Source organism: Nonomuraea sp. NPDC059023 (genome assembly GCF_042740095.1).
In the GTDB taxonomy this organism is placed as follows: domain Bacteria; phylum Actinomycetota; class Actinomycetes; order Streptosporangiales; family Streptosporangiaceae; genus Nonomuraea.
The window spans coordinates 323,398-350,147 of the sequence record NZ_JBHYIO010000007.1; the positions used below are offsets into that span (position 1 = coordinate 323,398).

Annotated in this window: 25 protein-coding genes, 1 tRNA gene and 1 riboswitch; of the genes, 9 read left to right on the plus strand and 17 right to left on the minus strand. The window is 67.6% G+C overall.

Annotation, left to right across the window (positions count from 1 at the left end):
* Positions 1–118 precede the first annotated feature (118 nt).
* Both ACFWYW_RS15570 and ACFWYW_RS15575 read right to left on the minus strand, forming a co-directional pair.
* On the minus strand, positions 119–1,192 hold the full coding sequence (locus ACFWYW_RS15570) for a hypothetical protein (RefSeq protein WP_379615706.1): 1,074 nt from the start codon (positions 1,190–1,192) through the stop codon (positions 119–121).
* A 350-nt stretch (positions 1,193–1,542) separates the two neighbouring features.
* Positions 1,543–2,058, minus strand: a complete 516-nt coding sequence (locus tag ACFWYW_RS15575; RefSeq protein ID WP_379615704.1) for a hypothetical protein — start codon at positions 2,056–2,058, stop codon at positions 1,543–1,545.
* 159 nt (positions 2,059–2,217) lie between these two features.
* On the opposite strand from ACFWYW_RS15575, the gene ACFWYW_RS15580 reads away from it, so the two are divergent.
* Both ACFWYW_RS15580 and ACFWYW_RS15585 read left to right on the plus strand, forming a co-directional pair.
* Positions 2,218–2,754: a peptidylprolyl isomerase gene (locus ACFWYW_RS15580; protein ID WP_379615702.1), complete on the plus strand. Its 537-nt coding sequence runs from the start codon at positions 2,218–2,220 to the stop codon at positions 2,752–2,754.
* Positions 2,755–2,798: 44 nt separating this feature from the next.
* Positions 2,799–3,653: a rhomboid family intramembrane serine protease gene (locus ACFWYW_RS15585; RefSeq protein ID WP_379615700.1), complete on the plus strand. Its 855-nt coding sequence runs from the start codon at positions 2,799–2,801 to the stop codon at positions 3,651–3,653.
* Between the two features lie 34 nt (positions 3,654–3,687).
* Here the strand turns inward: ACFWYW_RS15585 and ACFWYW_RS15590 are convergent, their stop codons facing one another.
* On the minus strand, positions 3,688–3,963 hold the full coding sequence (locus ACFWYW_RS15590; RefSeq protein ID WP_184959033.1) for a cell division protein CrgA: 276 nt from the start codon (positions 3,961–3,963) through the stop codon (positions 3,688–3,690).
* A 116-nt stretch (positions 3,964–4,079) separates the two neighbouring features.
* On the opposite strand from ACFWYW_RS15590, the gene ACFWYW_RS15595 reads away from it, so the two are divergent.
* From ACFWYW_RS15595 to ACFWYW_RS15605, 3 genes are read left to right on the plus strand one after another with little or no spacing between them, the layout of a single operon-like run.
* A complete protein-coding gene (locus ACFWYW_RS15595; RefSeq protein ID WP_379615698.1) occupies positions 4,080–4,715 on the plus strand; it encodes a class E sortase in 636 nt (211 codons plus the stop codon).
* 1 nt (position 4,716) lies between these two features.
* Positions 4,717–4,875: a hypothetical protein gene (locus tag ACFWYW_RS15600; protein WP_379615696.1), complete on the plus strand. Its 159-nt coding sequence runs from the start codon at positions 4,717–4,719 to the stop codon at positions 4,873–4,875.
* Between the two features lie 7 nt (positions 4,876–4,882).
* On the plus strand, positions 4,883–5,455 hold the full coding sequence (locus ACFWYW_RS15605) for an anthranilate synthase component II (protein WP_379615694.1): 573 nt from the start codon (positions 4,883–4,885) through the stop codon (positions 5,453–5,455).
* 133 nt (positions 5,456–5,588) lie between these two features.
* Here ACFWYW_RS15605 and pknB read toward each other — a convergent pair whose 3' ends face one another.
* The 7 genes from pknB to ACFWYW_RS15640 all read right to left on the minus strand — a co-directional run bounded on the left by pknB (position 5,589) and on the right by ACFWYW_RS15640 (position 14,326).
* Positions 5,589–7,421 carry a Stk1 family PASTA domain-containing Ser/Thr kinase gene (gene pknB / locus ACFWYW_RS15610; RefSeq protein WP_379615692.1) on the minus strand — a complete coding sequence of 611 codons (1,833 nt, stop codon included), beginning with the start codon at positions 7,419–7,421 and terminating at the stop codon, positions 5,589–5,591.
* Positions 7,422–7,515: 94 nt separating this feature from the next.
* The gene (locus tag ACFWYW_RS15615) at positions 7,516–8,964 is read right to left on the minus strand and encodes a serine/threonine-protein kinase (protein ID WP_379615690.1); all 1,449 of its coding nucleotides are present in this window, start codon (positions 8,962–8,964) and stop codon (positions 7,516–7,518) included.
* Complete coding sequence (locus tag ACFWYW_RS15620; RefSeq protein WP_379615688.1) at positions 8,961–10,427, minus strand: peptidoglycan D,D-transpeptidase FtsI family protein; 1,467 nt, start codon at positions 10,425–10,427, stop codon at positions 8,961–8,963. The genes ACFWYW_RS15615 and ACFWYW_RS15620 overlap by 4 nt, the downstream gene beginning before the upstream one ends.
* Positions 10,424–11,788, minus strand: a complete 1,365-nt coding sequence (locus tag ACFWYW_RS15625; RefSeq protein ID WP_379615798.1) for an FtsW/RodA/SpoVE family cell cycle protein — start codon at positions 11,786–11,788, stop codon at positions 10,424–10,426. The genes ACFWYW_RS15620 and ACFWYW_RS15625 overlap by 4 nt, the downstream gene beginning before the upstream one ends.
* Positions 11,789–11,832: 44 nt before the next feature.
* Positions 11,833–13,101: a Stp1/IreP family PP2C-type Ser/Thr phosphatase gene (locus ACFWYW_RS15630; RefSeq protein ID WP_379615686.1), complete on the minus strand. Its 1,269-nt coding sequence runs from the start codon at positions 13,099–13,101 to the stop codon at positions 11,833–11,835.
* Positions 13,098–13,568: an FHA domain-containing protein gene (locus ACFWYW_RS15635; RefSeq protein ID WP_379615684.1), complete on the minus strand. Its 471-nt coding sequence runs from the start codon at positions 13,566–13,568 to the stop codon at positions 13,098–13,100. Before ACFWYW_RS15635 ends, ACFWYW_RS15630 begins: the two co-directional genes overlap by 4 nt.
* Positions 13,569–13,585: 17 nt before the next feature.
* Positions 13,586–14,326 carry a DUF3662 and FHA domain-containing protein gene (locus ACFWYW_RS15640; protein WP_184959026.1) on the minus strand — a complete coding sequence of 247 codons (741 nt, stop codon included), beginning with the start codon at positions 14,324–14,326 and terminating at the stop codon, positions 13,586–13,588.
* A gap of 200 nt (positions 14,327–14,526) precedes the next feature.
* Between ACFWYW_RS15640 and ACFWYW_RS15645 the strand changes: the two genes are divergently transcribed.
* Positions 14,527–14,609, plus strand: a tRNA-Leu gene (locus ACFWYW_RS15645).
* Between the two features lie 464 nt (positions 14,610–15,073).
* Here the strand turns inward: ACFWYW_RS15645 and ACFWYW_RS15650 are convergent.
* The gene (locus ACFWYW_RS15650) at positions 15,074–16,090 is read right to left on the minus strand and encodes a hemolysin family protein (protein WP_379615681.1); all 1,017 of its coding nucleotides are present in this window, start codon (positions 16,088–16,090) and stop codon (positions 15,074–15,076) included.
* Positions 16,087–17,436 carry a hemolysin family protein gene (locus ACFWYW_RS15655; RefSeq protein ID WP_379615679.1) on the minus strand — a complete coding sequence of 450 codons (1,350 nt, stop codon included), beginning with the start codon at positions 17,434–17,436 and terminating at the stop codon, positions 16,087–16,089. Before ACFWYW_RS15655 ends, ACFWYW_RS15650 begins: the two co-directional genes overlap by 4 nt.
* Before the next feature lie 247 nt (positions 17,437–17,683).
* Between ACFWYW_RS15655 and ACFWYW_RS15660 the strand changes: the two genes are divergently transcribed.
* Positions 17,684–18,943 (plus strand): LCP family protein, encoded by a 1,260-nt coding sequence (locus tag ACFWYW_RS15660; protein ID WP_379615677.1) that lies wholly within the window; start codon positions 17,684–17,686, stop codon positions 18,941–18,943.
* Positions 18,944–19,172: 229 nt separating this feature from the next.
* On the opposite strand, the gene ACFWYW_RS15665 is transcribed toward ACFWYW_RS15660, so the two are convergent.
* Complete coding sequence (locus ACFWYW_RS15665) at positions 19,173–19,823, minus strand: GPP34 family phosphoprotein (protein ID WP_379615675.1); 651 nt, start codon at positions 19,821–19,823, stop codon at positions 19,173–19,175.
* A gap of 53 nt (positions 19,824–19,876) precedes the next feature.
* On the opposite strand from ACFWYW_RS15665, the gene ACFWYW_RS15670 reads away from it, so the two are divergent.
* Complete coding sequence (locus ACFWYW_RS15670; protein ID WP_379615673.1) at positions 19,877–20,755, plus strand: Fpg/Nei family DNA glycosylase; 879 nt, start codon at positions 19,877–19,879, stop codon at positions 20,753–20,755.
* On the opposite strand, the gene ACFWYW_RS15675 is transcribed toward ACFWYW_RS15670, so the two are convergent.
* The 4 genes from ACFWYW_RS15675 to ACFWYW_RS15690 all read right to left on the minus strand — a co-directional run bounded on the left by ACFWYW_RS15675 (position 20,748) and on the right by ACFWYW_RS15690 (position 23,938).
* On the minus strand, positions 20,748–21,227 hold the full coding sequence (locus ACFWYW_RS15675; protein ID WP_379615671.1) for a DUF1203 domain-containing protein: 480 nt from the start codon (positions 21,225–21,227) through the stop codon (positions 20,748–20,750). The genes ACFWYW_RS15670 and ACFWYW_RS15675 overlap by 8 nt on opposite strands.
* A gap of 62 nt (positions 21,228–21,289) precedes the next feature.
* The gene (locus ACFWYW_RS15680) at positions 21,290–21,613 is read right to left on the minus strand and encodes a rhodanese-like domain-containing protein (protein ID WP_379615669.1); all 324 of its coding nucleotides are present in this window, start codon (positions 21,611–21,613) and stop codon (positions 21,290–21,292) included.
* A 503-nt stretch (positions 21,614–22,116) separates the two neighbouring features.
* Entirely contained in the window at positions 22,117–22,770 is a 654-nt protein-coding gene (locus tag ACFWYW_RS15685) for a hypothetical protein (RefSeq protein ID WP_379615667.1), read from the minus strand.
* A gap of 586 nt (positions 22,771–23,356) precedes the next feature.
* Positions 23,357–23,938 carry a DUF4365 domain-containing protein gene (locus ACFWYW_RS15690; RefSeq protein WP_379615665.1) on the minus strand — a complete coding sequence of 194 codons (582 nt, stop codon included), beginning with the start codon at positions 23,936–23,938 and terminating at the stop codon, positions 23,357–23,359.
* 1,335 nt (positions 23,939–25,273) lie between these two features.
* Positions 25,274–25,389, plus strand: a riboswitch (TPP riboswitch).
* A gap of 44 nt (positions 25,390–25,433) precedes the next feature.
* Between ACFWYW_RS15690 and ACFWYW_RS15695 the strand changes: the two genes are divergently transcribed.
* Positions 25,434–26,750 (plus strand): purine-cytosine permease family protein, encoded by a 1,317-nt coding sequence (locus ACFWYW_RS15695; RefSeq protein WP_379615663.1) that lies wholly within the window; start codon positions 25,434–25,436, stop codon positions 26,748–26,750.

Below are 26,750 nucleotides of genomic sequence, written 5' to 3' on the forward strand. Positions count from 1 at the left end.
CGCAGCCGACTGTGGCCGATCGGTTGGCTGCGGGGTGTGTCGGGGTCATGTGCCGGATGGGACGTGCGCCGGCCGTACGGACGGGGAGTACGGGCGGTGTGGGGTTCTGGTGTGAGGTCTAGGTGAAGGTTGGGTGCGGGCCCAGGGCCCAGTATTCGTACAGGCCGTGCCCTACCTGGCCGTCGTATTCGAACCGGCCGACCGCGTCGACCATGCCCCACATGCGCGCCGCGTCGTCCGGGAGCGTATAGGTCACACCCTGGACCACCGGGTCCGGACCCTGGTACATCCCGTGCTTCCAGTCGGGCTCCAGGCCGTACCCGGTGCCGACCATGAGGTGGACGGGCAGGATCGGACGGGCGCGTACCTCGAACGGCTTGCCGCCGGGCGGGGAGAAGCCGATCACGGCCTCGACCACGTCACGGGTGCCGGGGGCGTACACGGGCTGGTATTCGGGGCGGCCGAGGTACTCCTCCTCCCGGCCGTCCGACCAGACCCGTGTCGCCTCCTCCAGCACCCTGCGGCCCTTCTCGTCCTCCTGGATGATGCAGAGGATCGCGTGGTCGTCGAACTGCATGGGCGCGTACAGCCAGTAGAACGTGCCCGGGTTCTTCGACTGGATGCCGGGCGGCTCGGGTTCGCCAACGGGTCGTACGCCCCAGGATCGGTCGCGGGTGCCCTGCCAGCGGTCCGGGGTGACGGCGATCTCTTCCTCCCCGATCCGGATATTTCCTGACCACCGTCCCGTCTGTGCCATCCGTACCGAATCGAACATGACCCGCTCCTGCCAGCGCACGAAGTGGCGCGGCTCCAAGGTCGCCGGGATCGTGCCCTCCCAGTGGAGGTCGAAGGACAGGCCATGCTCGTTCGGCTCCAACAGCACCCGGAGCCGCTTGAGCCCTTCGAGTACCTCCACCCGGAACGGGCCGATCTCGGTGTTCATCCGGTCCGCGCCCAGCTCCCGCGAGGCGCGGACCACCCGGTGCAGCCGCTGCGTCCTGACGCAGGCGAAGGCGTCGGTGACACCCAGGTTGGGGTACTGGCCTACGCCGATGATGAGCATGAGCTCGTCGGTGGCGGCGTGGCAGTTGAAGTAGTAGCGGTCGTAGAAGTTGCGGTCGGAGGTGGCCACATGCCGCATGACCTGGGGTGCCTGATGGATCGGGTAGTCGTCCAGGGGTGAGAGCGCCATGCCAGGGTTGTAGCAAGCGCTTGGTACAACGTCAACGCCCCACCCCCTGCCCGGCCATTCCACCCGGCCGGTGTGCCCCCCATTGGCTCGCCCGCTCTGGTCTGCGCGGTGCTGCTGTTCCCGGGTGCGCGGCGTCCGAGGTGCGGGGCGCCGGGTTTGGAGGTGCGAGGACCCGGGGCACGGTGCAGCGCGGTGGTGAGGTGCGGGGTGCGGGATGCGGGTGCAAGGCGCGGGGGTGCGGGGTGTGAGGCGCGGGGCGGTCGGTGGTGGGGGGTGCGTGGTGGGGCTAGTTAGGGGAGTGGGTGCGGAAAGCGCGCCACCCCTTCGGTGGCGCGCTTTCTGCGGATAAATCAGGACATCTTGCGAGATGCCTCATTGGCCGTGGACGAGATGTGGTCCGCGGTCCTGTCCGCCGTGTCGGAGACCCGGTCGGCAGCCTTCTCCGCCCGGTCGTTCACCCACTGTGAGGCGTCCGAGGCGGAGTCCTTCATGTGGTCAGTCCACTGCTGCGCGTTGCGGCGGTAGAACATGTAGCCCATAACGCCCACCGCCAGTCCGGTCATCAGCAGGATCACCGGCCACCGGCGGGACTTGGGCATAGGCGTCGGATCGATCTTGTGCGCGGCTTGGGTCAGCATGGTGCTGACCGCCGGCGCGAGCCGATCCTCCACGTGATGCGCCGCGTCTTCCAGCCTGGGCGCTGCCCAGTAGCGGGCATCTTCGATGCGCTGGGCGGTGGCCACTTTGGCCTGGTCCGCCATCGGCGCGAGCCGGCGGCCCGCCTGCACGGCCTGAGCCTTGACGCGGCCCATCCATGTATCGGGTACTTCGATCACCGCACGGCGTCTTCTAAGTGTCAGGGACACGACAACCTCCCCTGTCATTGGGGCCCCGGAGCGTGACCTTCCCGGTACAAGGCGGCTCAATCATCGTGAGCCGTGGGAGGATGCTGCCAACGGCCCAAGGGCCATCGTCATCAAAACACCACAAAACCAACCCTGTGCATAGAGGGGGGCAGCTGTCTCGTGGCTGAGAAGCTGATCGCAAACCTGAAGACAAACCACGGCCTGATCCGTATCAAGCTCTTCCCTGAGCTTGCTCCGAACACGGTCGCCAACTTCGTCGAACTCGCCGAGGGGACGCGCGAGTGGACCCACCCGGAGACGGGGGAGAAGTCCACCAAGCCGCTCTACGACGGCACGATCTTCCACCGCATCATCGACGGCTTCATGATCCAGGGCGGGGACCCGCTCGGCCAGGGCATCGGCGGCCCCGGCTACGCCTTCGACGATGAGATCCACGCCCAGAACAACTTCAACCGCCCGTACCTGCTGGCCATGGCCAACGCGGGCATCCGCATGGGCAGGGGCACCAACGGCTCGCAGTTCTTCATCACCGTGAGCGCGCAGCCGCACCTCAACGGAGGTCACACGATCTTCGGCGAGGTCATCGAGGGCAAGAACGTCGTCGACGCCCTCTGCAAGGTGCCGACCGGTCGCAACGACCGTCCGCAGCAGGACGTGGTCATCGAGTCGCTCACTTTCGACCGCCAGCCCGCCTGAGTTCGTGTGCGCGTCGGGCGGGCTGCAGGCCGTAGGCTGCGAGCATGACCAGCCAGCCGCCCAGCCCGCCCGAGCATCCCGCCGAGGCGGTGCCGACGTGTTACCGGCATCCCGACCGTGAGACCTGGGTCCGCTGTCAGCGCTGCGACCGGCCCATCTGCCCCGACTGCATGCGTGACGCCGCCGTGGGCTTCCAGTGCCCCGAGTGCGTAGCCGAAGGCAATAAGGGTGTACGGCAGGCCAAAGCCGCCTTCGGCGGCGCGGTAGTCGCCACGCCCTACGTCACCTGGGCCATCCTGGCGGTCAACATCCTGGTCTTCGGCGCGCAATACCTGACCGGCAACGCCGTCACGGCCCGGCTGGGGATGTGGCCGGTGGGCGTCGCCTTCGGCGAGCAGTACTACCGGCTGATCACCGCCGCGTTCGTGCACGGCGGAGTTTTCCACATCCTGTTCAACAGCTGGGCGCTGTACGTCGTCGGCCCCTACCTGGAGCGCGCCTTCGGGCACGTGAAGTTCACGGCCATCTACGTCGTCAGCGCGCTCGGCGGCTCCACGCTCGGCTACTGGCTGGACACGCCCGACACGCTGACGGTCGGCGCGTCCGGCGCCATCTTCGGCCTGTTCGGCGCGATCTTCGTGGTCGGCCGCAAGCTCAACATGGACGTGCGCGGCATCGCCGTGCTGATCGTGATCAACCTGGTGATCACGTTCCTGCCCGGGTTCAACATCAGCTGGACCGGCCACGTGGGCGGCCTGATCACCGGATCGGCGCTGGCCGCGGCGCTGGCGTACGCCCCCAAGAACAACCGCGCCCTGGTACAGACGCTGACGGTGGTGGGGGCGGTGGTCGTCCTCGGCGTGCTCGTGTTGCTCCGGACGTCCGCGATCGTGAGCTGACTTTCCCCAGGTGTGGAAAAGACTGTGGAAAGAACTAACGCCAGCGGGTGGAAAGCACCACACCGAAGATGATGAAAACGAACCCGATCAGCAGGTTCCAGTTCTGTAGGTCGCCGATGAAGGGCGCGTCGGGCGCGATGTAGTAGACGGCGATCCACAGGATGCCGATGATCCACGTGCCCACCATCGTCGGTGCCAGCCAGCGGGGGCTGACCTTGACCTGCTGGGTCTTCTGCGGCGGTGTGTAAACCGCCTTCTTGCGAGCCTTGGGCTTGGACACTGGATAACTCCTGCTGAGGGCCTGGGGCATCCGGATCGTCCACAGGCTCTGTGGTTAGCGTAGTTGAAGCGTGGCCCAGGATAGTCGCCACGCGCATGACATGGCGATCCCCAGGGAACCGGATCAGTCACGAATACCCTGGCCGGGTGAGGGCCATCCTGCGGAGCGTGGGCGAGCTGAGCATCACGGCGGGCGTGATCATGCTGCTCTTCTGCGCTTACCTTCTCTGGGGCACCAGCGCTTACACCCAGCGCCAGCAACTCCTGCTGCAGCAGCAACTCGCGGAGGAGAGCGCCACTCCGGCGCAGCCGGCCGCCGACGGCAAGATCCCCAAGATCTCGCTGGGGAAGGCGATGGCGCTGCTGCGCATCCCCAAACTCGGCCGCGACTACCGCTACGCGGTGGTGGAGGGTGTGGAAACCGACCACCTGAAGAAGGGTCCGGGCCACTACCCGGGTACGGCCCTGCCCGGCCAGGTCGGCAACTTCGTCGTCTCCGGTCACCGGACCACGTATTCGGCCCCGTTCAACCGGATCGACGAACTCCAGCGCGACGACGAGATCGTCGTGGAGGCCCGCGAGGCCCGCTACACCTACCGGGTCACCTCCCAGGACATCGTCGAACCCAACGAGATCGAGATCATCGCCCCCGTTCCCGGCAAGCCCGACATCAGCCCCATCCGCTCATATATCACGCTCTCTACCTGTCATCCCGAGTACTCGGCCGCCCAACGGCTGATCGTCTACGGCGTGCTCAAGGAGACCGAGGAACGAAAGGTCTGACATGTACGGCTGGCTCTGGCGCAAGCTCCCCACCCCGCTGGGCAAACGGCTCCTGACGGCCGCGGTCCTGGCCGCGATCGCGGCAGCCGTACTCTGGTATGTGGTTTTTCCTCTGCTCGAACCCGCGGTGACGCTCGACGAGGTCACCGTCAGAAAGTGAGCTCCACGTGACGAGGGTGCTGGTCGTCGACAACCACGACAGCTTCGTCCACACGATCGTCCAGTACCTGCGCGAACTGGGCGCCGCCTGCGACGTGCGCCCGCGCGACGAGGTGCTTCCGGCCGACGCCGACGCCTTCGACGCGGTGCTGATCAGCCCGGGGCCCGGCACCCCCGAGGCGTCCGGCATCAGCGTCCCGCTGGTCCACCACGCGGCGAACCGCGGCCTGCCGCTGCTAGGGGTGTGCCTCGGCCACCAGGCCATCGCCGTCGCCTACGGCGCGACCGTCTCGACCGCCCCCGAGCTCATGCACGGACGCACCAGCCAGGTGGAGCACGACGGCAAGACCGTCTACGAGGGCCTGCCCAGCCCGGTCGAGATGACCCGCTACCACTCGCTGGCCGTGGACCCGGCCACGGTCCCCGACATCCTGGACGTCGTCTCCCGGACGCCCGACGGCGTCATCATGGGCCTGCGCCACCGCACGGCGCCCGTGGAAGGCATCCAGTTCCACCCAGAGTCGATTCTGTCCCACCATGGGCACCGACTCCTGGCGAACTGGCTGAACTCAACGCTGTAACGCGCTCGGGGCCGCACACGACTACTCATTAAGCGTCCCCGCCGTTGCCCCCGAGCGGCGGGGGCGCCTTTTTGTGCCACAACTTCCGGGAACGCCGACGGGCCCCCGGAAACCGGAGGGCCCGTCGTCTGGCCTAGAAGTCGTCGCCCGGAGGATCATCCTCCGTCGGCTCCCCGGTCGGCTCTTCCGTGGGGAACGTCGGGTCGGTGGTGGGCGTGTCGGTCGGCTGCACGTCCGGCCCGGTGGAGACCACGATCGTGACCGTGGTCTTGGGCGCCACCTTGGTCCCCTCACCCGGGTTCTGCTGGATGACGACGCCCTCGGGCTTGTCCGCGCTGGACTGCGGGACCACCTTGACCCGGAACCCGGCCGCGCGCAGCGCCGCGGCGGCGTCGGCCTCGGTGAGGTCGAGCACGCTCGGCACCTCCGACAGCTCCGCCGGAACGAAGAGCATGACCGTGGTGCCCTCGTTGACCTCGGTGCCCGCCACGGGGTCGGTCTTGTACACCTTGCCCTGCGACTTGCCGGACACCCCGGTCTTGAACACGGGCTTCAACCCGAGGTCGGTCAGCATCGTCCGGGCGGCGTCCTTGTCGAGCCCGACGAGCCCCTCCGGCACCTTCACCTTCTGCACGCCCTTGGACACGGTGAGCGTGACCTCGCCGCCCTTGGGCACCTCGGCCCCGACCGCCGGGTTGCTGGAGATCACGACGCCCTTCTTGACGTCGCTGCTGAACTCCTCCTCCACCTTGGGCGTGAGCCCCAGTGTGGTGAGCTGCGTCTCGGCTTCCTTCTGGGTCATGCCGGTGAGCAGCGGCACCTTCACCGGCGCCGCGGTGGTGGGCGTGCCGCCGCCGCCTCCGCCGAGGAAGGCGTACGCGACACCGATGAACGCGCCGATGATCAGCAGCGGGATCACGATCCACAGGGCGGTCTTGACCGCCTTGTTGCCGCCGCCGCCCGCGCGCCGGCGACCACCCCGGCCGCCGTGCTCGGTCTCGCCGTACTCGTAGGGCGGGACGGCGCCGGTACGGCCGGTGGCCGGGCCACCCTGCTGCTGCGTGGCGGCCATGGTGCGGGTGCCCGCGCCGTAGTTGGTCATCGCCATCGTCTGGGCGTCGACCGGCATCCCGGACATCGCGCGCTGTATGTCGGCGCGCATGTCCTGGGCGCTCTGGTAGCGCTGGGCGGGGTCCTTGGCCATCGCCTTGAGCACGATCGCGTCGGCCCACGCGGGAATCTCGGGGTCGATCTGCGACGGCGGGATGGGCTCCTCGCGCACGTGCTGGTAGGCGATCGCGACGGGGGAGTCGCCGGTGAACGGCGGCTGCCCGGTCAGCAGCTCGTAGAGCACGCACCCGGTGGAGTAGATGTCGCTGCGGGCGTCGACGCGCTCGCCGCGGGCCTGCTCCGGCGACAGGTACTGGGCGGTCCCTATCACCTGCGCGGTCTGCGTCATCGTGGCGGCCGAGTCGGCCATCGCGCGGGCGATGCCGAAGTCCATCACCTTGACGTCGCCGGCCCGAGTGATCATCACGTTGGCCGGCTTGATGTCACGGTGGACGATGCCGCCGCGGTGGCTGTAGTCGAGCGCGCGCAGGATGCCGTCGACCAGCTCGACCGCGCGCTCCGGCATCAGCCGCCGGTCCTGGCGCAGCAGGTCGCGCAGCGTCCGGCCGTCGACGTACTCCATCACGATGTAGGGCACGGGGGTGCCCTCGGTGCCGTCTTCGCCGGTGTCGTAGACCGCGACGACGGCGGGGTGGTTCAGGGATGCCGCCGACTGCGCCTCGCGCCGGAACCTGGCCTGGAACGTATGGTCCCTGGCGAGGTCCGCCCGGAGCGTCTTGATGGCGACGATGCGGTCCAGCCGGATGTCTCGGGCGCGATACACCTCGGCCATGCCGCCGCGCCCGACGACACCGTCGAGTTCGTAGCGACCACCGAGTAGCCGAGGCTGAGTCATTTCCTGCACTGTCCCTTACCGTTCATCTTGGGTACCGGCCTGCACCGTGCTGTAACGAGTGGCCGCCGGTGTCCATCATCGACCCCGAGACGCATCACGTCTCCTCCTTCGGCGGGTTTGTATCACCCGGGTCAGGTGAGGCCGTCGGTGTCGGTGTCGGCGACATCGTGGGCGTTGGGGTGGGTGTCGGAGTCGGGGTCCGGGTCCGGGTCGTCGTCGGGGTCGGTTTCGGAGTCGGCTTCTGACTTGGAGTTGCCGACGAGCTTACGGTAGCTGACCGCGAGGTTACCGGCCGCGTCGACTTCACCGGAACCACCGACGGACGCGGGGTCGGCGTCTTCGTCTTGCGCGGCTTTATCTCGGCGGGCCGGTTGAGCGACGCCTGGGTGGGTTCGGCCACGTCAGGCGGTGGCGCCTCCTGCCCTCTTGCCACCATGAAAGCACCGAAACCCACCGCCGCCACGGACGCCGCGGTGGCGAAGAGCACAACGGTGCGCCGGCCCTTGCGGGCCGCCGGGGCCTGCCGCGTGGTGAGGGGCGCGCCGCCGCCGAGGTCGTCGGTGGTGCGATCCGACCCCTCCGGCTGCGGGTACGGCTCGCCGTACCCCTGAGCCACGCCCTCGACCTCGCCCGATCGCGGCCCGCTCGCTTCACCGGTGTACGGCTCCCGCACCCGGAACCCGGCCGGGTCGGTGAACATGCTCAGATCGGTCCGCTGCTGGAGCGCGGCCAGCGAGTCGCGCAGCACGTACGCCCGATCGGCCAGCTCCATCGCCGAGGCGGGCCGGCGCTCGGGGTCCTTCGACAGCAGCGCCATGATCAGCTCGCGCACCGGCCGCGGCACGTCCACGCCGAGCGGCGGCGGCGTCTCGTTGAGGTGCATCAGCGCGATGGCGACCTGGGTGTCGGCCTGGAACGGCGGCCGCCCGGCCAGGCACTCGTAGGCCACGACGCCGAGGGAATAGAGGTCTGTCGACGGGGTGAGGGTGGTGCCCTGGGCCTGTTCCGGGCTGACGTACTGGGCGGTGCCGAGCACGGTGCCCGTCTGCGTGACCGGCGCGGCCTCCAGGGCCCTGGCGATGCCGAAGTCGGTCACCTTGATCTTGCCGTCGGGGGTGACCATCAGGTTGCCGGGCTTGATGTCGCGGTGGATCACGCCGGAGCTGTGGGCGGTGTGCAGCGCCTTGGCGGTCTGGTGGATGACGTCGAGCGCCACGTCGGGCCCGAGCGAGCCGTTGCGCCCGAGGATGGCCGACAGGGGCTCGCCCTGGACCAGCTCCATCACGAGGAAGGCCAGGTCGGCCTCCTCGCCGTAGTCGAAGACCTGCGCGATGCCGGGGTCGGCGAGCCCGGCGGTGATGCGCGCCTCGTTGCGGAAGCGGCTGCGGAAGGTGGGGTCGCCGGAGACGTGGCTGCGCAGCACCTTGACCGCGACCTCACGGGCGAGCAGCTGGTCGCGCGCACGCCACACCTCACCCATGCCGCCCGCGGCGATGCGGGAGACGAGGAGGTAGCGGTTGGCCAGCTGCGTGCCCGGGGTCACTTGTTGAGCACCGCCTCGGTGATCGCCTTGCCGATCGGGGCGGCGACGCCACCGCCGGTGGCTTCCTCGCCGACTCTGGCGGCGCCGGACTCGACGAAGACGGCCACGGCCACCTGCGGGTCCTGGGCCGGGGCGAAGGAGATGAACCAGGCGTGCGGCGCCTTGCCCTCGCGGGTCTCGGCGGTGCCGGTCTTGCCGCCCACCTCGACGCCGGGGATCTGGGCGGTCTTGGCGGTGCCGTTGGCGACCACGCTGACCATCATGTTCTTGAGCTTGGTGGCGTTCTCGGGGCTCATCGCCTCGGAGAACTCCTCGGGCTCGCCCTCGTCGACCGCGTCGCCCTTGGCGTCAGTGATCTTGTTGACGAGGTACGGCTTCATGACCGTGCCGTTGTTGGCGATGCCGGCGGCGACCATGGCCATCTGCAGGGGCGTCATCACCGCGCTGCGCTGGCCGATCGAGGTCATGGCGATGGCGGCGGGGTCGTCCGTCTCCTCCTTGCCGATCGTGCTGGCCTCGACGCCCATGGGAATGCTCAGCGGCTCGCCCACGCCGAACTTCCTGGCCTGCTCGGCGATCTTCGCGTAGCCGAGATCCAGGCCGATCTTGCCGAACGGGGTGTTGCACGAGCGCTCCAGCGCGTACACCATCGGCACCTGGCCGCCGCCGCAGGCCGCGCCGCCGTAGTTGGGCAGCGTGGTGGTGGTGTTCGGCAGCGACAGGCGGGTGGGCGCGTCCACGACCGTCTGGCCGTCGCGGCTGGAGTCGTCCTCCAGCCACGCGGCGGTGGTGACGACCTTGAACGTCGAGCCCGGCGCGTAGAAGTCCCCGATCGCGCGGTTGATCAGCGGCTTGTCGGGGTTCTTCTCCAGCTTGTTGTACGCCGAGAACGCCTGCGGCTTCTCCGGCACCGAGATCTTGGCCGGGTCGTAGGTCGGCAGCGAGACCAGGGCGAGGATCTTGCCGGTCTTGGGCTCGATCGCGACCGCGGCCCCGCGCTTGCCGCTCTGGCGCAGCGCGTCGTAGGCCGCCTTCTGCGCCTTGGGGTTGATCGTCAGGTCGACGTTGGCGCCCTTGGTGGGCTCGCCGGTGAACAGGTCGATGCTGCGCCGCAGGAGCAGGTCGGAGCTGGAGCCGTCGAGCAGGCTGTTCTCGGCGCGCTCGACGGCCGACTCGCTCTCCGGGGAGAAGAAGCCGGTGACGTGCGCGTAGAGCTCGCCCTCCGGGTACTCCCTGAGGAACTTGAACGGGCCCTTGGTCTCCGTCGACTGCGCGAGGATCGTCTTGCCGCTGGCGGTGATGCGTCCGCGCTGGACGGCGTACCGCTCGAAGTAGTTGCGGTTGTTCCTGGAGTCCTCGCGGTAGCCGTCGGCCTTGACCGCCTGCAGATAGTTGACGTTGATCATGAGCAGCGCGAACATGGCCAGGCAGGCCACGGCGGCGCGCTTGAGTGTGCTGTTCATCGCTGGAACACCTGCGTCAGTCCTTCGTCCTGGATCGCCTGGGGCGGAGGCCTTCTCGCCGCGTCCGACATGCGTACCAAAAGGGCGATAAGTATCCAGTTAGCCAGTAGGGCGGAACCACCCTGGGACATGAACGGGGTGACCAGGCCGGTCAGCGGGATCAGGTTCGTCACGCCGCCGACGATGATGAAGACCTGCCAGGCCAGCAGGAAGGACAGGCCGCCCGCCAGCAGCTTGGTGAACGGGTCGCGGGCCGCGATAGAGGTACGCAGGCCGCGCTCCACGATCAGCGCGTAGACCATCAGCAGCGCCATCAGGCCGGTCAGCCCGATCTCCTCGCCGGTCGCGGCGAAGATGAAGTCGGAGAAGGCCAGCGGGATCAGCTCGGGGTGCCCCTGCCCGAGCCCGGTGCCGAGGATGCCGCCCGAGCCCATCGCGAACAGGCCCTGCATGAGCTGCTCGCTGCCGCCGATCTTGGTGAAGAGCTCGGGGTCGCCCGGGTTGAGGAAGACCTCGAACCGCTGCTGCACGTGGTCGAAGACCAGCCCGGCCAGTACGGCGCCGCCCACGAACAGCAGGATGCCGATGATGACCCACGAGATGCGCTGGGTGGCGATGTAGAGCATCGCGATGAACGTGCCGAACAGCAGCAGCGACGACCCGAGGTCCTTCTGCATGACCAGGACGCCCAGGCTGACGCCCCAGGTGATGAGAACGGGGCCGAGGTCGCGGGCGCGGGGCAGGTCGATGAAGAGCAGCCGTCGCCCGGCCAGCGCGAGCACGTCCCGCTTGGCGACCAGGTAGCCGGCGAAGAAGACGACCAGCGCCAGCTTGGCGAACTCGGCGGGCTGGATCTGGCCGACCCCCGGGATGCCGATCCAGATGCGGGCGCCGTTGAGCTCCTGGCCCAGGCCCGGGATCAGCGGCGAGACCAGCAGGAAGAGCCCGGCGGCGCCGGCGGTGTAGGTCAGCCGCTGCAGCGCGCGCTGGTCGCGCAGGAAGATCAGGGTGGCGCTGAACAGCACGATGCCGATCAGCGTCCAGAGAAGCTGCGTGTTGGGCGAGGCCAGCGTGGCCGACGGCAGCGGGGAGTCGGACTCGGACAACCGGTAGATCATCACCAGGCCGAGGCCGTTGACCAGCGTCACCAGCGGCAGGATCAGGGGGTCGGCCCAGGGCGCGAACTTCGCCAGCACCAGGTAGGCGGCCAGCATGAGTCCGCCCAGGCTGAGGCCGTACGTGAGCATGCCGGACGGGATCTTCTCGTCCATGGCCAGGCCGACGTTGGCGTACGCGCCCATCACGACGACCACCGCGAGCGCGAGCATGAGAAGCTGCGCCACACGCCGTTTCGCGGGCATGGGGACGGGGGCTGCTGCCACTTCGTTACTCACCTGTTCGGACCCTACTGCGACTTCTTCGTCGCTGTCGGGGTGGGCGAGGTGGAAGCCGGCGGAGTTGACTTGTTCGTGGAGGGCTTCAAGCCGCTGATCCTCTTGATGCCGTCATCAATGCTTTCGACAGGGATGCCCTGCTGGATGTCGGCTTTGTCGGGGTCTGAAAGGGTGGATATCTGCAGGCCGGTCCCCTTGACTACTTTGAAGAGCTCAAGCGGCCCGACTTGTTGCTGGATGCCGCGATATATGACCACTTCGTCGCCCCTAGCTCCGACGAAGAACTGGTCCTGGGTCCATTGCCAGCCGACGTAGCCGCCGACGCCTACGACGACCGCGCCGACGGCGAGCACGGTGACCAGCACAGGCCACACCCGGCGACGCTTCGGCGAACGGCGGGACGTCTGGACGCCCGGCTCGTCGAAGTCATCGTCGGTGATGGCCGGCTGGGGCGCGGTCACCGCGCTTACTCGCCCCGCCGGATTGCCCGAGGGGTGGGAGCGATTCATGCCCGCAGCGCCGACGACCGCGGCCTCCGCGGGCACCTGTTGCCCGTCGGTCAGCTCGATCACATCGGCGAGCACGCACGTGATGTTGTCGGGACCGCCGCCCCGGTTGGCCAGGTCGATCAGCTGGCGCACGACCTCTTCCGGGTCGTCGATGTTCGTCAGCGTGGCGTGCAGCGTCTCCGCGCTCACCACACCGGACAACCCGTCGGAGCAGAGCAGGTAGCGGTCGCCGATCTGCGCCTCGCGGAGCGTGAGGTCGGGATCGACCTCGCCGCTGCCGTCGAGCGCCCTGAGCAGGATCGACCGCTGAGGATGCGTCGCCGCCTCCTCGGGGGTGATCCGGCCGTCGTCGACCAGTTGCTGCACCAGCGTGTGATCGTGGGTGATCTGGTAGAGCTCCCCGCGCCTGAGCAGGTAGGCGCGCGAGTCGCCGACGTGCACCAGGGCGACCTGGGTGCCGTTCCAGAGCATGGCGGTCAGGGTGGTGCCCATCCCCTTGAGGCTCGGATCCCTGCCCACCATCTCGTGCAGCTTGCGGTTGGCGTCGCGTACCGCCGCCTCGATGGCGTTGAGCAGGTCACCCCCCTGCTGGGCCTCTTCGAGTGAGGCCATTGCGGCGATGGCGACAGAGCTCGCCACCTCGCCGTGTGCGTGCCCGCCCATACCGTCCGCGACGGCGAGCAGGCGGCCGCTAGCGTACGCCGAGTCCTCGTTTCCTTCGCGGAGGAGGCCGACGTCCGAGCGGGCGGCGTAGCGGAGTGCGATGGTCATTTGCGCAATTCAATGACTGTCTTGCCGACGCGGATCGGAACACCGAGCGGCACCGGGGTCGGACGGGTGACTTTTGAGCGGTCGAGATACGTGCCGTTGGTCGAACCGAGATCTTCCACGATCCACTGACCGTCCTGAGGGAAGAGCCGGGCATGCCGGCTGGAAGCGTAGTCGTCGCTGACTACCAGCGTGGCGTCGTTGGCCCGGCCGATGGTGATGGGCGTCTCCGTGAGGTTAATGGTGGTGCCTTGCAGGGGGCCACCCGTCACAACCAGTTGGCGTGGCTCGCCCTTCTTGGGCTTTGGCTTTGCCACGGGTTTGGCGGGTTTGGTGCCCTTGCGTGGCCCCGCGGGAGCAGTGCGTGACCCGAACAAGTCAGTCCGGATCACGCCGACTGCGGCAATGACGAAAAACCACAGCACCGCCAGGAAGGCGAGCCGGATCAGCAGCAGCGTGAGCTCGGACATGGACCGTTTGTCTACCCCTAATCGCGCCGGAACACCAGGGTCGTGCGTCCCAACGTCACTCGCGTGCCGTTCTGGAGCTCGATCCTGCGTACCGGCTGGCCATTGACGAAAGTGCCGTTCGTGGATCCCAGGTCGACGAGGGCCACCTGCTGGCCCTCGACGCGTAGCTCCGCGTGGTGACGGGAGACGCCGGGATCGACGAGACGGAGATCGCAGTCGGTGCCCCTGCCCAGCAAGGTCACCGGCGTGGTGAGCTCGTAGGAACGGTCGCCCTGGGGGTCGTCCTGCGTGGAGACGAGCAGGCGGGGCCTGCCGTTGAAGGCGTTCGGCCGCGAGGGCGGCAGGTCGCTGGCCGGCTGGCGGATCTCGTCCTGTTCGACCGTGGCGCCACGGATGACGCCCGACCTGATGCGGAACAGTCCGACCGCGAGGTCGTTGGCCGTCTCGAAACGCACCCGGACCGGTCCCACAAAGGAGTAGCCCTGCTCTTTGGCGTACTCCCTGGCGAGGTTGGCCAGCTCGTGGCTGATGCTGTCGGCGTAGACCTCAAGCCGTTCGCTGTCCGTGGTGGACAGCTCAACCACGAAGTCGTTGGGCACGAGTGTCCGACCCTGGGCGACGATCGCCGCGCGCTCGTCCATCTCACGCTGGACCGCGCTGGCGACCTCGACCGGCTGAAGGTCAGACTTGAACGCCCGCGCAAAGGCCCCCTCAACCAAGCCTTCGAGCCGTCGCTCGAAGCGCTGAAGGACTCCCACCGGGTACCTCCCTTCCTCCGTGCATATGATCGCGGCCGCCAAGAAGCTGCTGCTCCTGGGCTTCCGCACGTTCCACGCGACCGTGAGCCAGGCGCTCGTCGGCAGTCGCGCCCAGCTCATCCGCTCCCGTGTCTTATGCGATCGTATCCGGGTTCAGTACCAGCGGCAGTTCCGTGCTACTGTTTCTCCGCACCCAACAAGGGCGGGTGGCGGAACGGCAGACGCGCACGGTTCAGGTCCGTGTGTCCGAAAGGACGTGAGGGTTCAAATCCCTCCTCGCCCACGCGATTCGGCGGAGGCTTGTGGTCGTAGCCCCTTCGGGGCTTCTCCCGCAGGCCTCTTCGCATTCCACCCGGGGGATAACCCCCGGACCCCCAGCCAGGCTTTCGCCCGGGTTTCCTTGATTGCCCGAGCTTTCGCCCGGGTGGCCTTGATTGGCCGGGCTTTCGCCCGCGTTAGGTGGGCGGCGGTCATCTTGATTCCCGGTTTGTGCTTTCGCCCCCGGTCATCGTGATTGCCAGGTCCTTCCTGTTTCCCGGGGTGTTGTTCCCGGGCTCTGATGCTTTGGCCTTGCTGGTGGCAGACCCACAGTGACGAAACGAGCCCTGGTTCGCAAGAGCCGGGGCTCTTCTTTTTTGCCATGCGCGCAGCGAGCGCCCGCGTCCGGAGAACCTAGACGCGGGCGCTTGCAACTCGCTTTCTAACCGCTTTCGCGGGTTTCGCCATGAGCGGACAAGATTTGACCTATCAGGCGGCGATCGCCCGCATGTCGAGGAGTTCGCCCAGAAGGTCGGTCAGGCTCACCAGGCCGATGACGCTGCCGTCCGCGCTGGTCACGAGGCCCAGGTGGGCCCGTGCCTCCTGGAGGGCCGTGACCGCCTCGGGAACCTGCGTGACGCAGGCCAGCCGGGGCAGTGGCCTCGCCAGGACGCCCGCGGTCGCCTCCTTGTGGAGCAGCGCGTCCCGGGCGTGCAGGACGCCCTGGACGTTGACGTCCGAGCCCACCAGGAGCCTCAGGTGTCCGGTTCTGGCCGCGACCTCCTTGATCTGACCCGCCGTCGCCTCCGGCGGTACGCAGACGGCCTCGGCGATGGGGACCATCAGGCGTTCGATGCCCTCGGCCTGCAGGCGCAGGGCACGGGTCAGCAGGTCGTGCTCCTCGCGGTCCAGCAGGCCCATCCTGGCCGACTCGCCCACCAGCATGGCGAGCTGGCGCGGCGTCCTGGTCGTGGCCAACTCGTCGCGGGCCTCGACGCCGAACAGGCGCAGGATGAGATTGCTCACCCCGTTCAGCGACCACAGCAGCGGCTTCATCAGCGAGGTGAACGCCCTGAACGGCACCGTCAGCAGCAACGCCGCCCGCTCCGGGTGCGTCAGCGCCCAGGACTTCGGCGCCATCTCGCCGATGACCATGTGCAGGAACGTGACCAGGGCCAGCGCGATCGTCAGCGCGATCGGCATCCGCAGCGACTCCGGTACGCCGATCGCGGCGAAGACCGGCTCCAGGAAGTGCTCGATGGCCGGTTCCGTCACCTGGCCGAGGCCCAGCGTGCACAGCGTGATGCCGAGCTGGGCGCCGGCCAGCATGAGCGACAGCTGCCTGCTGCCGCCCACGGCGGACTTGGCGGCGAACCTGACCATGCGGTTGCCGCCGGTCGCCACCTCTTCCAGGCGGTGGCGCCTGGCGGAGACGAAGGCGAACTCGGCCGCGACGAACAAGGCGTTGAAGGCCAGCAGCGCGAGGCTTATGATGATCATGGTCATCGGGCGGCCCTCGCGTGGTGCTGTACCGGCGCCAGCCGTACCCACTCGGGGACTCTGCGGCTGAGCGACAGAACCGTGAGTTCGGCGAGGTGTTCATCGGGGTCTTCGGAGAACGGGTCGGTCTCCGGCGTGCACTCGACCGTCACCGCGTCGCCGGGCTCGGCCATGCGGCCGAGCCGGGCCAGCACGAGCCCGGCCAGCGTGTCGTAGTCGTCGCTCTCCGGCAGGGCGATGCCCGTCGCGCGCTCGACCTCGTCGAGGCGGAAGGACGCGGGCACCTCCCAGGTGCCGTCGGGGTGCTCGGTGGCGCCTTCTGGCTCGGGGTCGTTCTCGTCGACGAGCTCGCCGACCAGCTCCTCCGCCAGGTCCTCGACCGCGACGACGCCGGCCAGCCCGCCGTACTCGTCGATGACGCAGGCGATGTCGTCCTTGGCCTGGCGCATACGCTCCAGCACCAGCGGCAGGGGAAGGGAGTCCGGCACCAGGAGCGCGGGGCGGGTGATCTCGGCGATCACGCCGTCCTCCCGGCCGGAGGCCAGCAGCTCGCGTACCCCGGTGACGCCGGCGACGTCACCGTCGGCGCCCAGAACGGGGTAGCGGGAGTGGCCGTGCTCCCTGATCGCGTCGACGAGGTCGGACAGCGGCCGGTCGGACCGGAGCACGACGACGCGCGGGCGCGGCACCATGATCTCCTCGGCGTTGCGGTCGCCGAACTCCAGCGCGCGCTCCAGCAGCTCCGACAGGCGCGGGGGCAGCTCGCCCGCCTGGGTGGACTCGGCGATGATCCGCGAGAGCTCCTCGGGGGTCGCGCCGTGCTCCACCTCCTCGACCGGCTCGACGCCCACCTTGCGCAGCAGGCCCGTCGCGGCGGAGTCGAACAGCCGCACGAGGGGGCCGACCACGGCCAGGTAGACCAGCGTGGAACGGGCGAGGAACTTGGCGACCGCCTCGGGCCTGGCGATGCCGAGGTTCTTGGGGGCCAGCTCGCCGAGGACCATCTGCACGACCGTGGCGACGAACACGCCCGCGGTGACGGAAAGGCCGGTGATCACGGCGGGCGGCAGGCCCTGGTCGGTCAGCCAGGGCCGCACCAGCGTCGCGATGGCCGGCTCCGCGAGGAAGCCGACGAGCAGCGCGGTGACGGTGATGCCCAGCTGGGCGCCCGACAGCATGAAGGAGAGCCGGGAGGTCACCTGGAGAGCCTTCTCGGCGGACTTGTCGCCGGCCGCGGCCTGCTCGCGCAGGATTCCCCGGTCAGCGGCGACGAAAGCGAACTCCTGCGCGACGAAGTAACCGGTCGCGACGGTGAGGAGGAGGAGGGCCAGCAGGCCCAGATAGGCGCTCACCGCAGTGAGCCGCCTTCAGCGGAACCCGTGCTCGTGCACGGGCAGCTACTCCATGGGTCCGAAGCGGACACAATCTTCCCTTCGATAGAGGTCGTCCATAAACCGTAACGACGCTGGTGGCATCAGATGTTTCCGGAGTGACCCAGAGTGTGTTCCGCGTACTTTTCCGTGGGAAATCCTTGGCGGGACGCATCCACTGGTGGGGGGCTCGACGTAGCGTTATGGCAACCGATGGGAGAGGGAAGACGTGGCAGAGGAAGATCGCACGCGCCCGCTGCGCTCGCCGGGCGAGGGTCGCCCGTTGCCGAGCCGGCCTGATGACGGCATGCGGTCGGCCGGAGCTCCGGCGCAGCAGTTCCCGCCATCGCCGGCCGAGCCGCCGCGCTCTGCCGGGCGAGTCTACGGCCGCGAGCGCCCCGGCAACAGCCCGGTGAAGCCGCTGAAGGGACGCGGCGGCGGCGGGGGCGAGGTGCCGCCCACGGCCGTCCATCAGGGCGGTGGCGGACCGTTCAACCGTCCACCGGCCAAGCCGCCCCGCACCGGGCGGCGCCGCCCCATCGGCAAGATCATCGCGCTGAGCGTGGCGGGCCTGCTGGTGTTGCTGCTGGTGGCGGCCATCGGCATGTTCTTCTGGGTCAATTCCCGGCTCACCGGCATTCCGGGCGTACTCGACGACTACGAGGGCCGTCCCGCCGACACCCCCGGCACCAACTGGCTGCTGGTCGGCTCCGACAGCCGCAAGGGCCTGTCCGCCGCCCAGCGCAAGAAGCTCGCCACCGGCCGCGCCGCCGGGCAGCGCACCGACTCCATGATGCTGCTGCACGTCCCCGAGGGCAGCGACAAGGCGACGCTGGTGAGCCTGCCGCGCGACTCGGCGGTCACCATCCCCGGCAAGGGCCGCAACAAGCTCAACGCCGCCTACACCATCGGCGGGCCGAAGCTGCTCGTCAGAACCCTCGAGAACGTCACCGGCCTGCGCATCGACAACTACATGGAGATCGGCTTCGCCGGGTTCGTGGACATCGTGGACGCCATCGGCGGTGTCGAGATCAACGTGCGGGCCGACATCAACGACCCCAAGGCCGGGCTCAACCTCAAGAAGGGTAAGCAGGAGCTGACCGGCGGCGAGGCGCTCGGCTACGTCCGCACCCGCAAGGGCGGCGCGCTGCCGGACTTCGAGCGGACCAAGAGACAGCGGCAGTTCCTGGGCGCGGTGGTGAAGAAGGCCGCGAGCCCCGGAGTGCTGATCAACCCGTTCACCTCGATCCCGCTGGCGGCCAGCGCGACGGACGCGGTCGTGGTGGACGGCTCGACGGGGGCGTTCGACATGCTGTCGCTGGGGCTGGCGATGGGCGACAGCCCGGTGACCACGGTGGTGCCGTTCGGCGGCAACGAGATCGCCGGCGGCGGCACGGCCGTCAAGTGGGACACCCAGAAGGCGCTGGCCCTCTTCAACGCCCTCAAGGCCGACAAGCCCGTCCCCAAGGACATCCTCGACGCCAACTGACCGTACTTCTCTCTTAAGGGCGCGCTTATCCGTTACGGCTCCGCCGCCCCCACCCCACCCGCCGTAGCCCCTGGCCCTCCGTCCAGGGACACGGCAGGCAGGGCGCGCGGGCGGCCCGCCGCAACGACCGCCCCGTGGGCACGCGGCTCGGCAGGACACCCTGCCCTGATTGGGGCTTCCGGATCCCGGTGGGTCTCCTGGCGCATGAGGTCTGGGCGGGTGGGTTGGGTCAGGTTGTTGTGGTGGCGGTTATCGCGGCCGTGGTGGCCGTGATCAAGATGACCGAGTTGATGGCGGCGATGGTCTTGGCCACCGCGTCGCCCGCCCACTGTCCCTCGGCGATCTCCTTGACCCGCTTCCTGTCGGCCCCCGGGAAGGCCTTGCGGTCCACGTTGGCGGCGTGCAGGACCGCGATCAGGACGGCGGTGCGCGCGTCGGGTTCGGCGCCGCCCAGCACGGCGGCGACCCGGGCGCGGATCTCGGCCTCGACCCGTCCGTCCACCTCGGGCCAGCGGGACGTGGGGAACAGGCCGAGCACCTTGGCCCGCTCCTCGCTCAGGACTTCGGCGGCGGCCAGCCGTTCCAGAAGACGCTTGCGGAGTTTGCCGGAGTACAGCTTCTGCACCCACCACACCGGGCGGCGGGCCTTGCCGTCCTCGGCCATGCGGGCGAGGACGGCGTCGAGTTCGGGGTCGCCGAGCGGGGCGGCGTTCTTGACGGACACCTTCTTGTCCGAGAGTTCCAGCCGGTCGTTGATCGCCAGCTCGGCGAGGATGGCGCCGCCCAGCGCGGTGTCCAGCTGGGTGCCGGGGATGAGCTGCTTGCCCTCTTCTTCGCTGTGGGCGAGAAGGAGGACTTCTTCGGCGATCGTCACGTTCATACCTTGACCCTAGCGCCGTGTTTTCCACAGCCTGTGGACCATAATCTGGATGCATGCCCGAACTTCCAGAAGTGGCGTCGCTCACCGATTTCCTGCGTGAGCGGGCTGTGGGCCGGACGATCCTGGCCGTCGACGTGGTCGCCTTCCAGGCGCTCAAGACTTTCGATCCGCCTGTCAGCGCGCTCGGCGGGCTCACCGTGACCGGCGTGGCGCGGCACGGCAAGTTCCTCGACCTCGACTGTGACGGTCTGCACCTGATCATCCATCTGGCGCGCGCCGGGTGGCTGCGCTGGAAGGACGACCTCTCGGGCGCGAAGCCGGTCCGTCCGGGCAAGGGCCCGCTGGCGGTCCGGGTACGGCTGGCGCCCGACGACGAGGGCCTGGCCCCCGGGTTCGAGCTGACGGAGGCGGGCACGCAGAAGCGCCTGGCCGTCTATGTCACGAAAAATCCGGATGAAGTGCCGGGTATCGCTTCGCTCGGCCCCGATCCGCTGGCCGACACCTTCACCGTGGACGTGCTGAAGGGGATCGTGGGTGGCAACCGTACCCAGATCAAAGGTCTTCTGCGCGACCAGAAGGTGATCGCGGGCATCGGCAACGCCTACTCCGACGAGGTGCTGCACGCGGCCAAGATGTCCCCGTTCAAGATCGCGGCCTCGCTGACCGACGCGCAGGTGGCCGATCTGCACGAGGCGATCGTCGCCACGCTGCGCGAGGCGGTGGAGCGGGCGCACGGGGTGGCGGCCAAGGACCTGAAGGCGGAGAAGAAGTCGGGCCTGCGCGTGCACAACCGGGCCGGGCAGCCCTGCGACGTGTGCGGCGACACCATCAGGGAGGTCTCGTTCGCCGACTCCTCGTTGCAGTACTGCCCGACCTGCCAGACGGGCGGCAAGCCGCTCGCCGACCGCCGTCTGTCGCGCCTGCTCAAGTAGCCCGGTGGGCGGCGAACTGGAAGCAGCCGTACTCGACCGCCCGAACGTGCACCAACGCCACATCGGGATCGGAGAACACCTCCTTGAGCGCCACCTCGGGGTCGGCGCCCTCGGGCAGGAGACGGCCGCCGTGGATGCGCCCGTCGGCGGTGTAGGCACGCAGGACCCGCTGGGCGGTGTGGGCGGCGGGCCAGGCGGTCGTGCCGGGTCCCTCGCACGGCTCGGCGTGGACGAAAATGGGCCCCAGCTCGTCATAGGGCCCGGGGTCGGCGCCGGTTTCGGCGGCCCAGCGGCGCAGCGGCGCGTACGACACCAGGGCGATCCGCTCGCCCGCCGCCGCCCTGCGCAGGCAGCACCGCAGCGGCGCGCCGCCCTCCTCGTCGATGCTGAAGCGGGGCGCCCGGCCCGCGTCGTCCGCCCGGAGCAGCTCGCGCACGATCACCGGGTCGATGGCGCTGATCTCGTATCCCATGCTCCGATGCTCTCCCGGCCGCCCTCCCGATGCTGGCGGCGGTCGGACCTGGCATTCGGGGGTCAGGCCACGAACGGCTCCTGCCCGCTCTCGCTCACCATCGGCCGCATGGCCGCCTCCCACGACTGCATGCCGCCGCCCACGTTGACCGCCTCGCGGCCGACGTGGTTGAGCCAGGCCGCCGCGTGCGCCGAACGACCGCCCACCCGGCACACCACGTACACGGGCTGCCCGGCGGGCACCTCGTCGAGACGGGACTGCAGCTCGCCCATGGGGATGTGCACGGCGTCGGGCGCGTGCCCCGCCACCCACTCGCCCTGCTCACGCACGTCCAGCAGGTACGCGCCCGTGGGCACGTCCTTGGCCTCGATCTCGGGAACCGTCATGTACCCATTCTCCCAGGCCTCAGGACCGCCCGGTGTCTTGCCACCTGCCGGGCGAATGGCAGATTCCATCCGAGTCGCAGATGGTTCAGGAACTCGGGGTTGCGCCCGACACCGCCCGCCAGGCCGTGCAGTACCAGCGGGACGAAGGTTGGGTCTTCACACTGCCGCAGCGCGGAACCTACGTCTCATCGCGCGACAAGTGGCCAGCAGGCGAAGCGTGAACAGGTTGCCCGCGCGTGCCTCTAGCTGTCGGGCAGGCCACCAGTTGCGTCCATGTAGTCTCTCGCGTCCCTGATCCATAGATGACCTGCCGAAATACTGCCCACTAGAGGGGCGGCAGCCAAGCGCGCAGTCCTTTCCCGCGGCTATGTGAGGTGACGAATGGGCAGCCACCGGAAAGCCTCGCAGGATTTCAGGCGCTGGCGAGACGATCCCCAAGTGCTTCAGCATTCCAGATCAACGACTGATAGGCACCACGGGATTATGATCAATCTCTTGCCGAGTTACTCCTCGGCAAGGAGATCCGTTTGGCCTGACAAAGTCCGCGCCCTACCTCGTTTGGGCATGTAGTCGCCTATGTGGCCTAGTGTGCGAATCACAGTGGCGTCATACAGCCAGCTGAGATTTCCTTCCTTCTCCAATCTACCGCTGACCATAAGTGCAAGATCCTCTTCGTGGGCCCTAACAGCTTCGTGATAGTCCTCTTCATCAGCGAGACGCACTCGGACCTTCCGTGGCCCTTCTGGTTGCAGTGAGTCGATTCCAAAGACTCCTGGGCTGCCTGCTTGCTTTTTTGCGAGTAGATGTACTCGACCCATCATTGTTACCGGTCTGGCCGATTCATCTTCCGCGAGCTTCGCAGCGGCTTTTGCCAGAGGGGTGATGTCAGAAGGGTTGAATGTGAATTGGGTCTCGAATCCAACGGCTGGCGTAGTCGGATCCCATTCGATTGTGATGTCCGCTTCGCTAGCGTCTGATGCCATTCCCAAGATCGCATTTGTCATTTCATAGGAAATGCCATGGGTTATCCCTTCAAAGAACCCGGCCAGGGAGCCGTCGCGTGACTTGTAGTGCTGGACTGCTTCTACGGTTGCCTCGATAGCACGAACGACGGCCTCATTTACCGCCCTTACGGGTGCTGTGGTATTTTCGGCCATGGAAGGAAGTGGATCGATTTGTCCATGAGCATGGCCTGCTCCGCCTCGTAAGGCTACAGAGGCGTTTGACGGAGCATAGGCTGTGACGATGTAGCTGCCGGGGGCAGTTTGCCCCATAAAAACTAGGTCCAGATAGCGGCTCGCAAACCCGCCGTGTCTATTAACAAAGTGCCGCTCTGGGCCCATGAAGGACTTTGCGCCAGCGAGCAGGGTTCGGCGCGCTGCCTCATATAGCTTCTCGCCGCTACGCCAAGGAATTAGGCCACTCGGCGCGCTAGATTCCTTTCGAAATCGAAATTCATCTGTCGCGTCTACGGCGAGGCGTGGGTATACCGATCGGGCCCATAGATCGCGATCTTCTGATAACTGCAGAAGGGCTGAACGCATAGTATCCGTGAAGTCAGGGGCATTCATGTCCAGTGGAACTACGACGCTTGGCCCAACTCCTGGCTCTCCAGCATCTGGTGGAGCGACACGAGCATACACTCCGCGTCTGCCTCCCACATTATGCCAGCCCGCATCAAGCAAAAGCGCAGTAAGCTTGTCTGGATTGACATTGCTTGGAATAGGGAGGTCTGATGTCATTTTACGCATTCAGGGACTCACCCCTCTCAAGCTTGTCCATGATGTCGATTAGAGCGAACGCGTCAAAGACGTTCTTGGTCGGGACGCGGATCGTCGGTTTTGCGACTGCAGGTTTTGCCTTGACGCCTTCCAGGTGTACCCAATAGCAGCAGCGTTTGGTGTGCAGTCCGGTGTGATCAGCCGAGGTCCACTCTAGCTGTTTCGGTGACGTAGTCATAACTATCAAGATGGCTTTTGGATAGCTGCGTACTTTGACCAAATGATCAAAATACTGGCGCTTGGTAAATTGATAGCTAAAGAAGTCTTTCTTGGGATCCGGGATCACTTGTGTAGTGGACTTCAGTTGTGCAAAAACCATACTCTCTTGCTCGTGGGGTGTCCTGGGCGTGCGAATAATCTGTGCGTCGACGCCCCAAGCGTCCTTGCTGATCGTCTCGAATGTGCAACCAGCAGTAGCTGCCACACTCGCTACATACCCCTGCTGAAGCTGCTCCATCAGAGGTGTAAAGGTCAGCTGGTCCACTGCCTGGATGTGCTGCTGACGAGGCTTCTTCGCTTCGCCTGTATCCAGCACGCTCTCCATCGACACCCCCATCTCTGGATGAAGGGTAGATCAGCACACGATTCTTGGGGAGAGGTGCGGAGCATCGAAAATCGACCCATATGGGTATGGACAACGTGAACCGAAACGTATCGTCACATAGCTCACGTGGTGTAGATGGTGCTCTTGGCGTCCGCACCTTACGTTGGGCAGCTGCAGTGGCGAACTTTGCTGAGCTGAGCAAGATCCGGTGTCTCTTAGGCGCGCGACTTACCGCGACCGGTCCCGGTGTGGGCTTCACCGCCACGACCTAGACGCCCGTAGGTACAAGGTCCGCGTCACACATGTCCCCACTGTCCCCGACATGACATTGACCTGCGGAGACACATCGTTGAAGTCGGGGACAGACCGGGGACAGGCCGGCCTCTTGTGTCCCCACGGCTCAGAGCGCTCTCTCATCGCTCTCGAACTCTTCACTGCGTAATGGCGACTGGGCAAGGCTCACTCTGAGGCTGAACACCTTGGGTCACTTCGGGCTCAGCAATGCGCGGCAGTCTGGAATTGACCGCAGAACCCCGCCCGCTCCGTTTGCTGCCGAGACTCCGCCCTCGTACTCGCCTCGCGGCTGATCGGGGCCGGCCGCTCCGCTCGGGGATCGTGACGGTGGCGGTCGGCGGTGCGCTCCTGCCGTGGCGGTGGGATGATCACGCGTGTCACGGTCACGGTTGGCTGTGGCGTCGACGCGTCGGGCAGCATGGCTGAGGGATGTACATCAGCCTCTGATGGCCCGGGGACGGGTGATTCCAGGGGCAGGGACAGCGCGCCAGGAGCGCAGCCACGGCAACGGCTGCGAGGGCGCCGCAGAGGTCGCCGTTGTCTCGGCGGGACGGCCTGAGCGGTAGGACGCGGACACGGGCGGACGGTGGAAGATCGTTGTCCTCGGACAAATGATCCCCTTCTCTTCGCGCTCGATCATGCGTGCAACACACACACGCGTACCGCGCGTCTCATGGGGCTTGACGATCAAGCGCACACGAGGGTTCGCGAGGACGATGACGCAGGTGGGATAACTGCCAAGTGTTTCAGTCTGTGTGAGCAACCGCGTGACGATGGCCGAGGTCTGACGGCCTCCCAAGGCACGGTGATCGCTCTGTGCCTGTTCCCGGCGGCTGAAGCACGTCGCGCGTACTACAAAAGGCCTGTTCAGAAAGGGTTGTCGTTCAGCCAGAAAGTACGGCTATCGCCAGGGATGTAGCTGTACTCCGGCGTACGTCGACGGACTCTCGCCGCAGGATAGATCTCGAACCCCGGGCTGGCCGAAAGCGCCCATATGGGGCATCATGAGGGCCGCGAGCTGTGCATTCCCAGCTCCAAAGATCAATCCAACGCGGGAGCTTGGGGCAACCAGGCTGAGAGGGCGACCGAGTGCCGTCGCCGACCGCATGAACCTGACCGGGTAATGCCGGCGTAGGGAGCGTTCACGATGACGCGTGTCGTCGATGGATCACACCACTCTGATGAACCCCACCACTCGGAGGTGGCCCTGACCCTGGACGGGGCCACGCCGAAAACCCTCGGCGTGCTCGACCAGGGCGCGCTGTGGGCCAACCTCGCGGTCAGCCTGCTGGGCTTCTCCGGCGCGCTGCTGCTGCTCAACCCCCTCGGCGACGCGCCGCTGAGCCTGGCGGCGGCGCTCACCGCCACCGCGGTCGGCAGCCTGATCGGCACCGCCATGGTGGGCCTGTCGGCCATCCCCGGCACCCAGACGGGCAAACCGGCGATGGTCCTGCTGCGCGGGCTGTTCGGCGCCAAGCTGTCCTACATCCCGACCGTGCTCAACATCGTCCAGATGATCGGCTGGGGCGCGTTCGAGCTCTGGGTCATCTCCAACGGCGCGATGGCCATCTTCGGTACGGCGGTGCCGTACGCCGTCTGGGTGCTGGTCGCCGGGGCGATCACCACGGCGCTGACGATCTGGCCGCTGGGCGCGATCAGGCTGCTGCGCAGGTACGTCACGATCGGCGTGATCATCGCGATGGTCTGGTTCGCCGTGGACTTCCTGGGCAAGGCGCCGCCGCAGACCGGTGGCGACTGGACCGCGTTCGCCCCGGCCGTCGACTACGTGATCGCGCTGTCGATCTCGTGGGTGCCGCTGGCCGCCGACTTCGCGCGGCACTCGCGCTCCAGCAGGGCCGCCTTCACCGGCGTCGTGGGCGGCTACACGCTGGCCCAGATCGCCTGCCTGGGCCTGGGCGTCTACGCGGTCGCGCTGGCCGGGGCCTCGGCGGTCGCGGCCGACTCCACCGCGGTGTTCGCGCCGTTCGTGGCGGCGCCGCTGGGCGCGCTGTTCTTCGCCATCCTGGTGCTGCGCGAGACCGACCAGTCGTTCGCGAACGTGTACTCCACGACCGTCTCCCTGCAGAACCTGATGCCGAGGGTGGACCGGCGGATCTTCTCCACCGCCATCGGCGTGCTGACGGTCGCGATCGCGCTGGCCGTCGACGTCACCTCCTACGGCGCCTTCCTCGGGGTGATCGGCGCGGTCTTCGTGCCGATGTTCGCGGTGCTCGCGGTCGACTACTTCCTGCTGGGCGGCGGCACCCGGTGGAACACCGCGGAGAACGCGCCGGCCCGCTGGTCGATGCTGATCCCGTGGGCGCTGGGCTTCGCCGCCTACTGGGTGACCACGAGCACGCCGACGGTCGCGGCATGGGACGCGATCTGGCTGCCGTTGCGCGATGCCGTACGCCAGCCGTGGATGAACGGCGCGCTCGGCGGCGCCATCGTGGCGGCGCTGGTGACGCTGCTGATCGGACTGCTCGGCCGGTCGCGCGGGCGGGCGGCGGTGAAGTGA

Coding starts and splice junctions, on each gene's coding strand:
- ACFWYW_RS15620 (WP_379615688.1), bottom strand. CDS start 10,427: ATGAACAGCACACTCAAGCGCGCCGCCGTGGCCTGCCTGGCCATGTTC.
- ACFWYW_RS15635 (WP_379615684.1), bottom strand. CDS start 13,568: ATGTCCGAGCTCACGCTGCTGCTGATCCGGCTCGCCTTCCTGGCGGTG.
- ACFWYW_RS15680 (WP_379615669.1), bottom strand. CDS start 21,613: ATGACGGTTCCCGAGATCGAGGCCAAGGACGTGCCCACGGGCGCGTAC.
- ACFWYW_RS15675 (WP_379615671.1), bottom strand. CDS start 21,227: ATGGGATACGAGATCAGCGCCATCGACCCGGTGATCGTGCGCGAGCTG.
- ACFWYW_RS15670 (WP_379615673.1), top strand. CDS start 19,877: ATGCCCGAACTTCCAGAAGTGGCGTCGCTCACCGATTTCCTGCGTGAG.
- ACFWYW_RS15630 (WP_379615686.1), bottom strand. CDS start 13,101: ATGACCATCGCACTCCGCTACGCCGCCCGCTCGGACGTCGGCCTCCTC.
- ACFWYW_RS15665 (WP_379615675.1), bottom strand. CDS start 19,823: ATGAACGTGACGATCGCCGAAGAAGTCCTCCTTCTCGCCCACAGCGAA.
- ACFWYW_RS15570 (WP_379615706.1), bottom strand. CDS start 1,192: ATGGCGCTCTCACCCCTGGACGACTACCCGATCCATCAGGCACCCCAG.
- ACFWYW_RS15600 (WP_379615696.1), top strand. CDS start 4,717: ATGTACGGCTGGCTCTGGCGCAAGCTCCCCACCCCGCTGGGCAAACGG.
- ACFWYW_RS15650 (WP_379615681.1), bottom strand. CDS start 16,090: ATGACCATGATCATCATAAGCCTCGCGCTGCTGGCCTTCAACGCCTTG.
- pknB (WP_379615692.1), bottom strand. CDS start 7,421: ATGACTCAGCCTCGGCTACTCGGTGGTCGCTACGAACTCGACGGTGTC.
- ACFWYW_RS15685 (WP_379615667.1), bottom strand. CDS start 22,770: ATGGCCGAAAATACCACAGCACCCGTAAGGGCGGTAAATGAGGCCGTC.
- ACFWYW_RS15585 (WP_379615700.1), top strand. CDS start 2,799: ATGACCAGCCAGCCGCCCAGCCCGCCCGAGCATCCCGCCGAGGCGGTG.
- ACFWYW_RS15625 (WP_379615798.1), bottom strand. CDS start 11,788: ATGCCCGCGAAACGGCGTGTGGCGCAGCTTCTCATGCTCGCGCTCGCG.
- ACFWYW_RS15690 (WP_379615665.1), bottom strand. CDS start 23,938: ATGGAGAGCGTGCTGGATACAGGCGAAGCGAAGAAGCCTCGTCAGCAG.
- ACFWYW_RS15590 (WP_184959033.1), bottom strand. CDS start 3,963: ATGCCCCAGGCCCTCAGCAGGAGTTATCCAGTGTCCAAGCCCAAGGCT.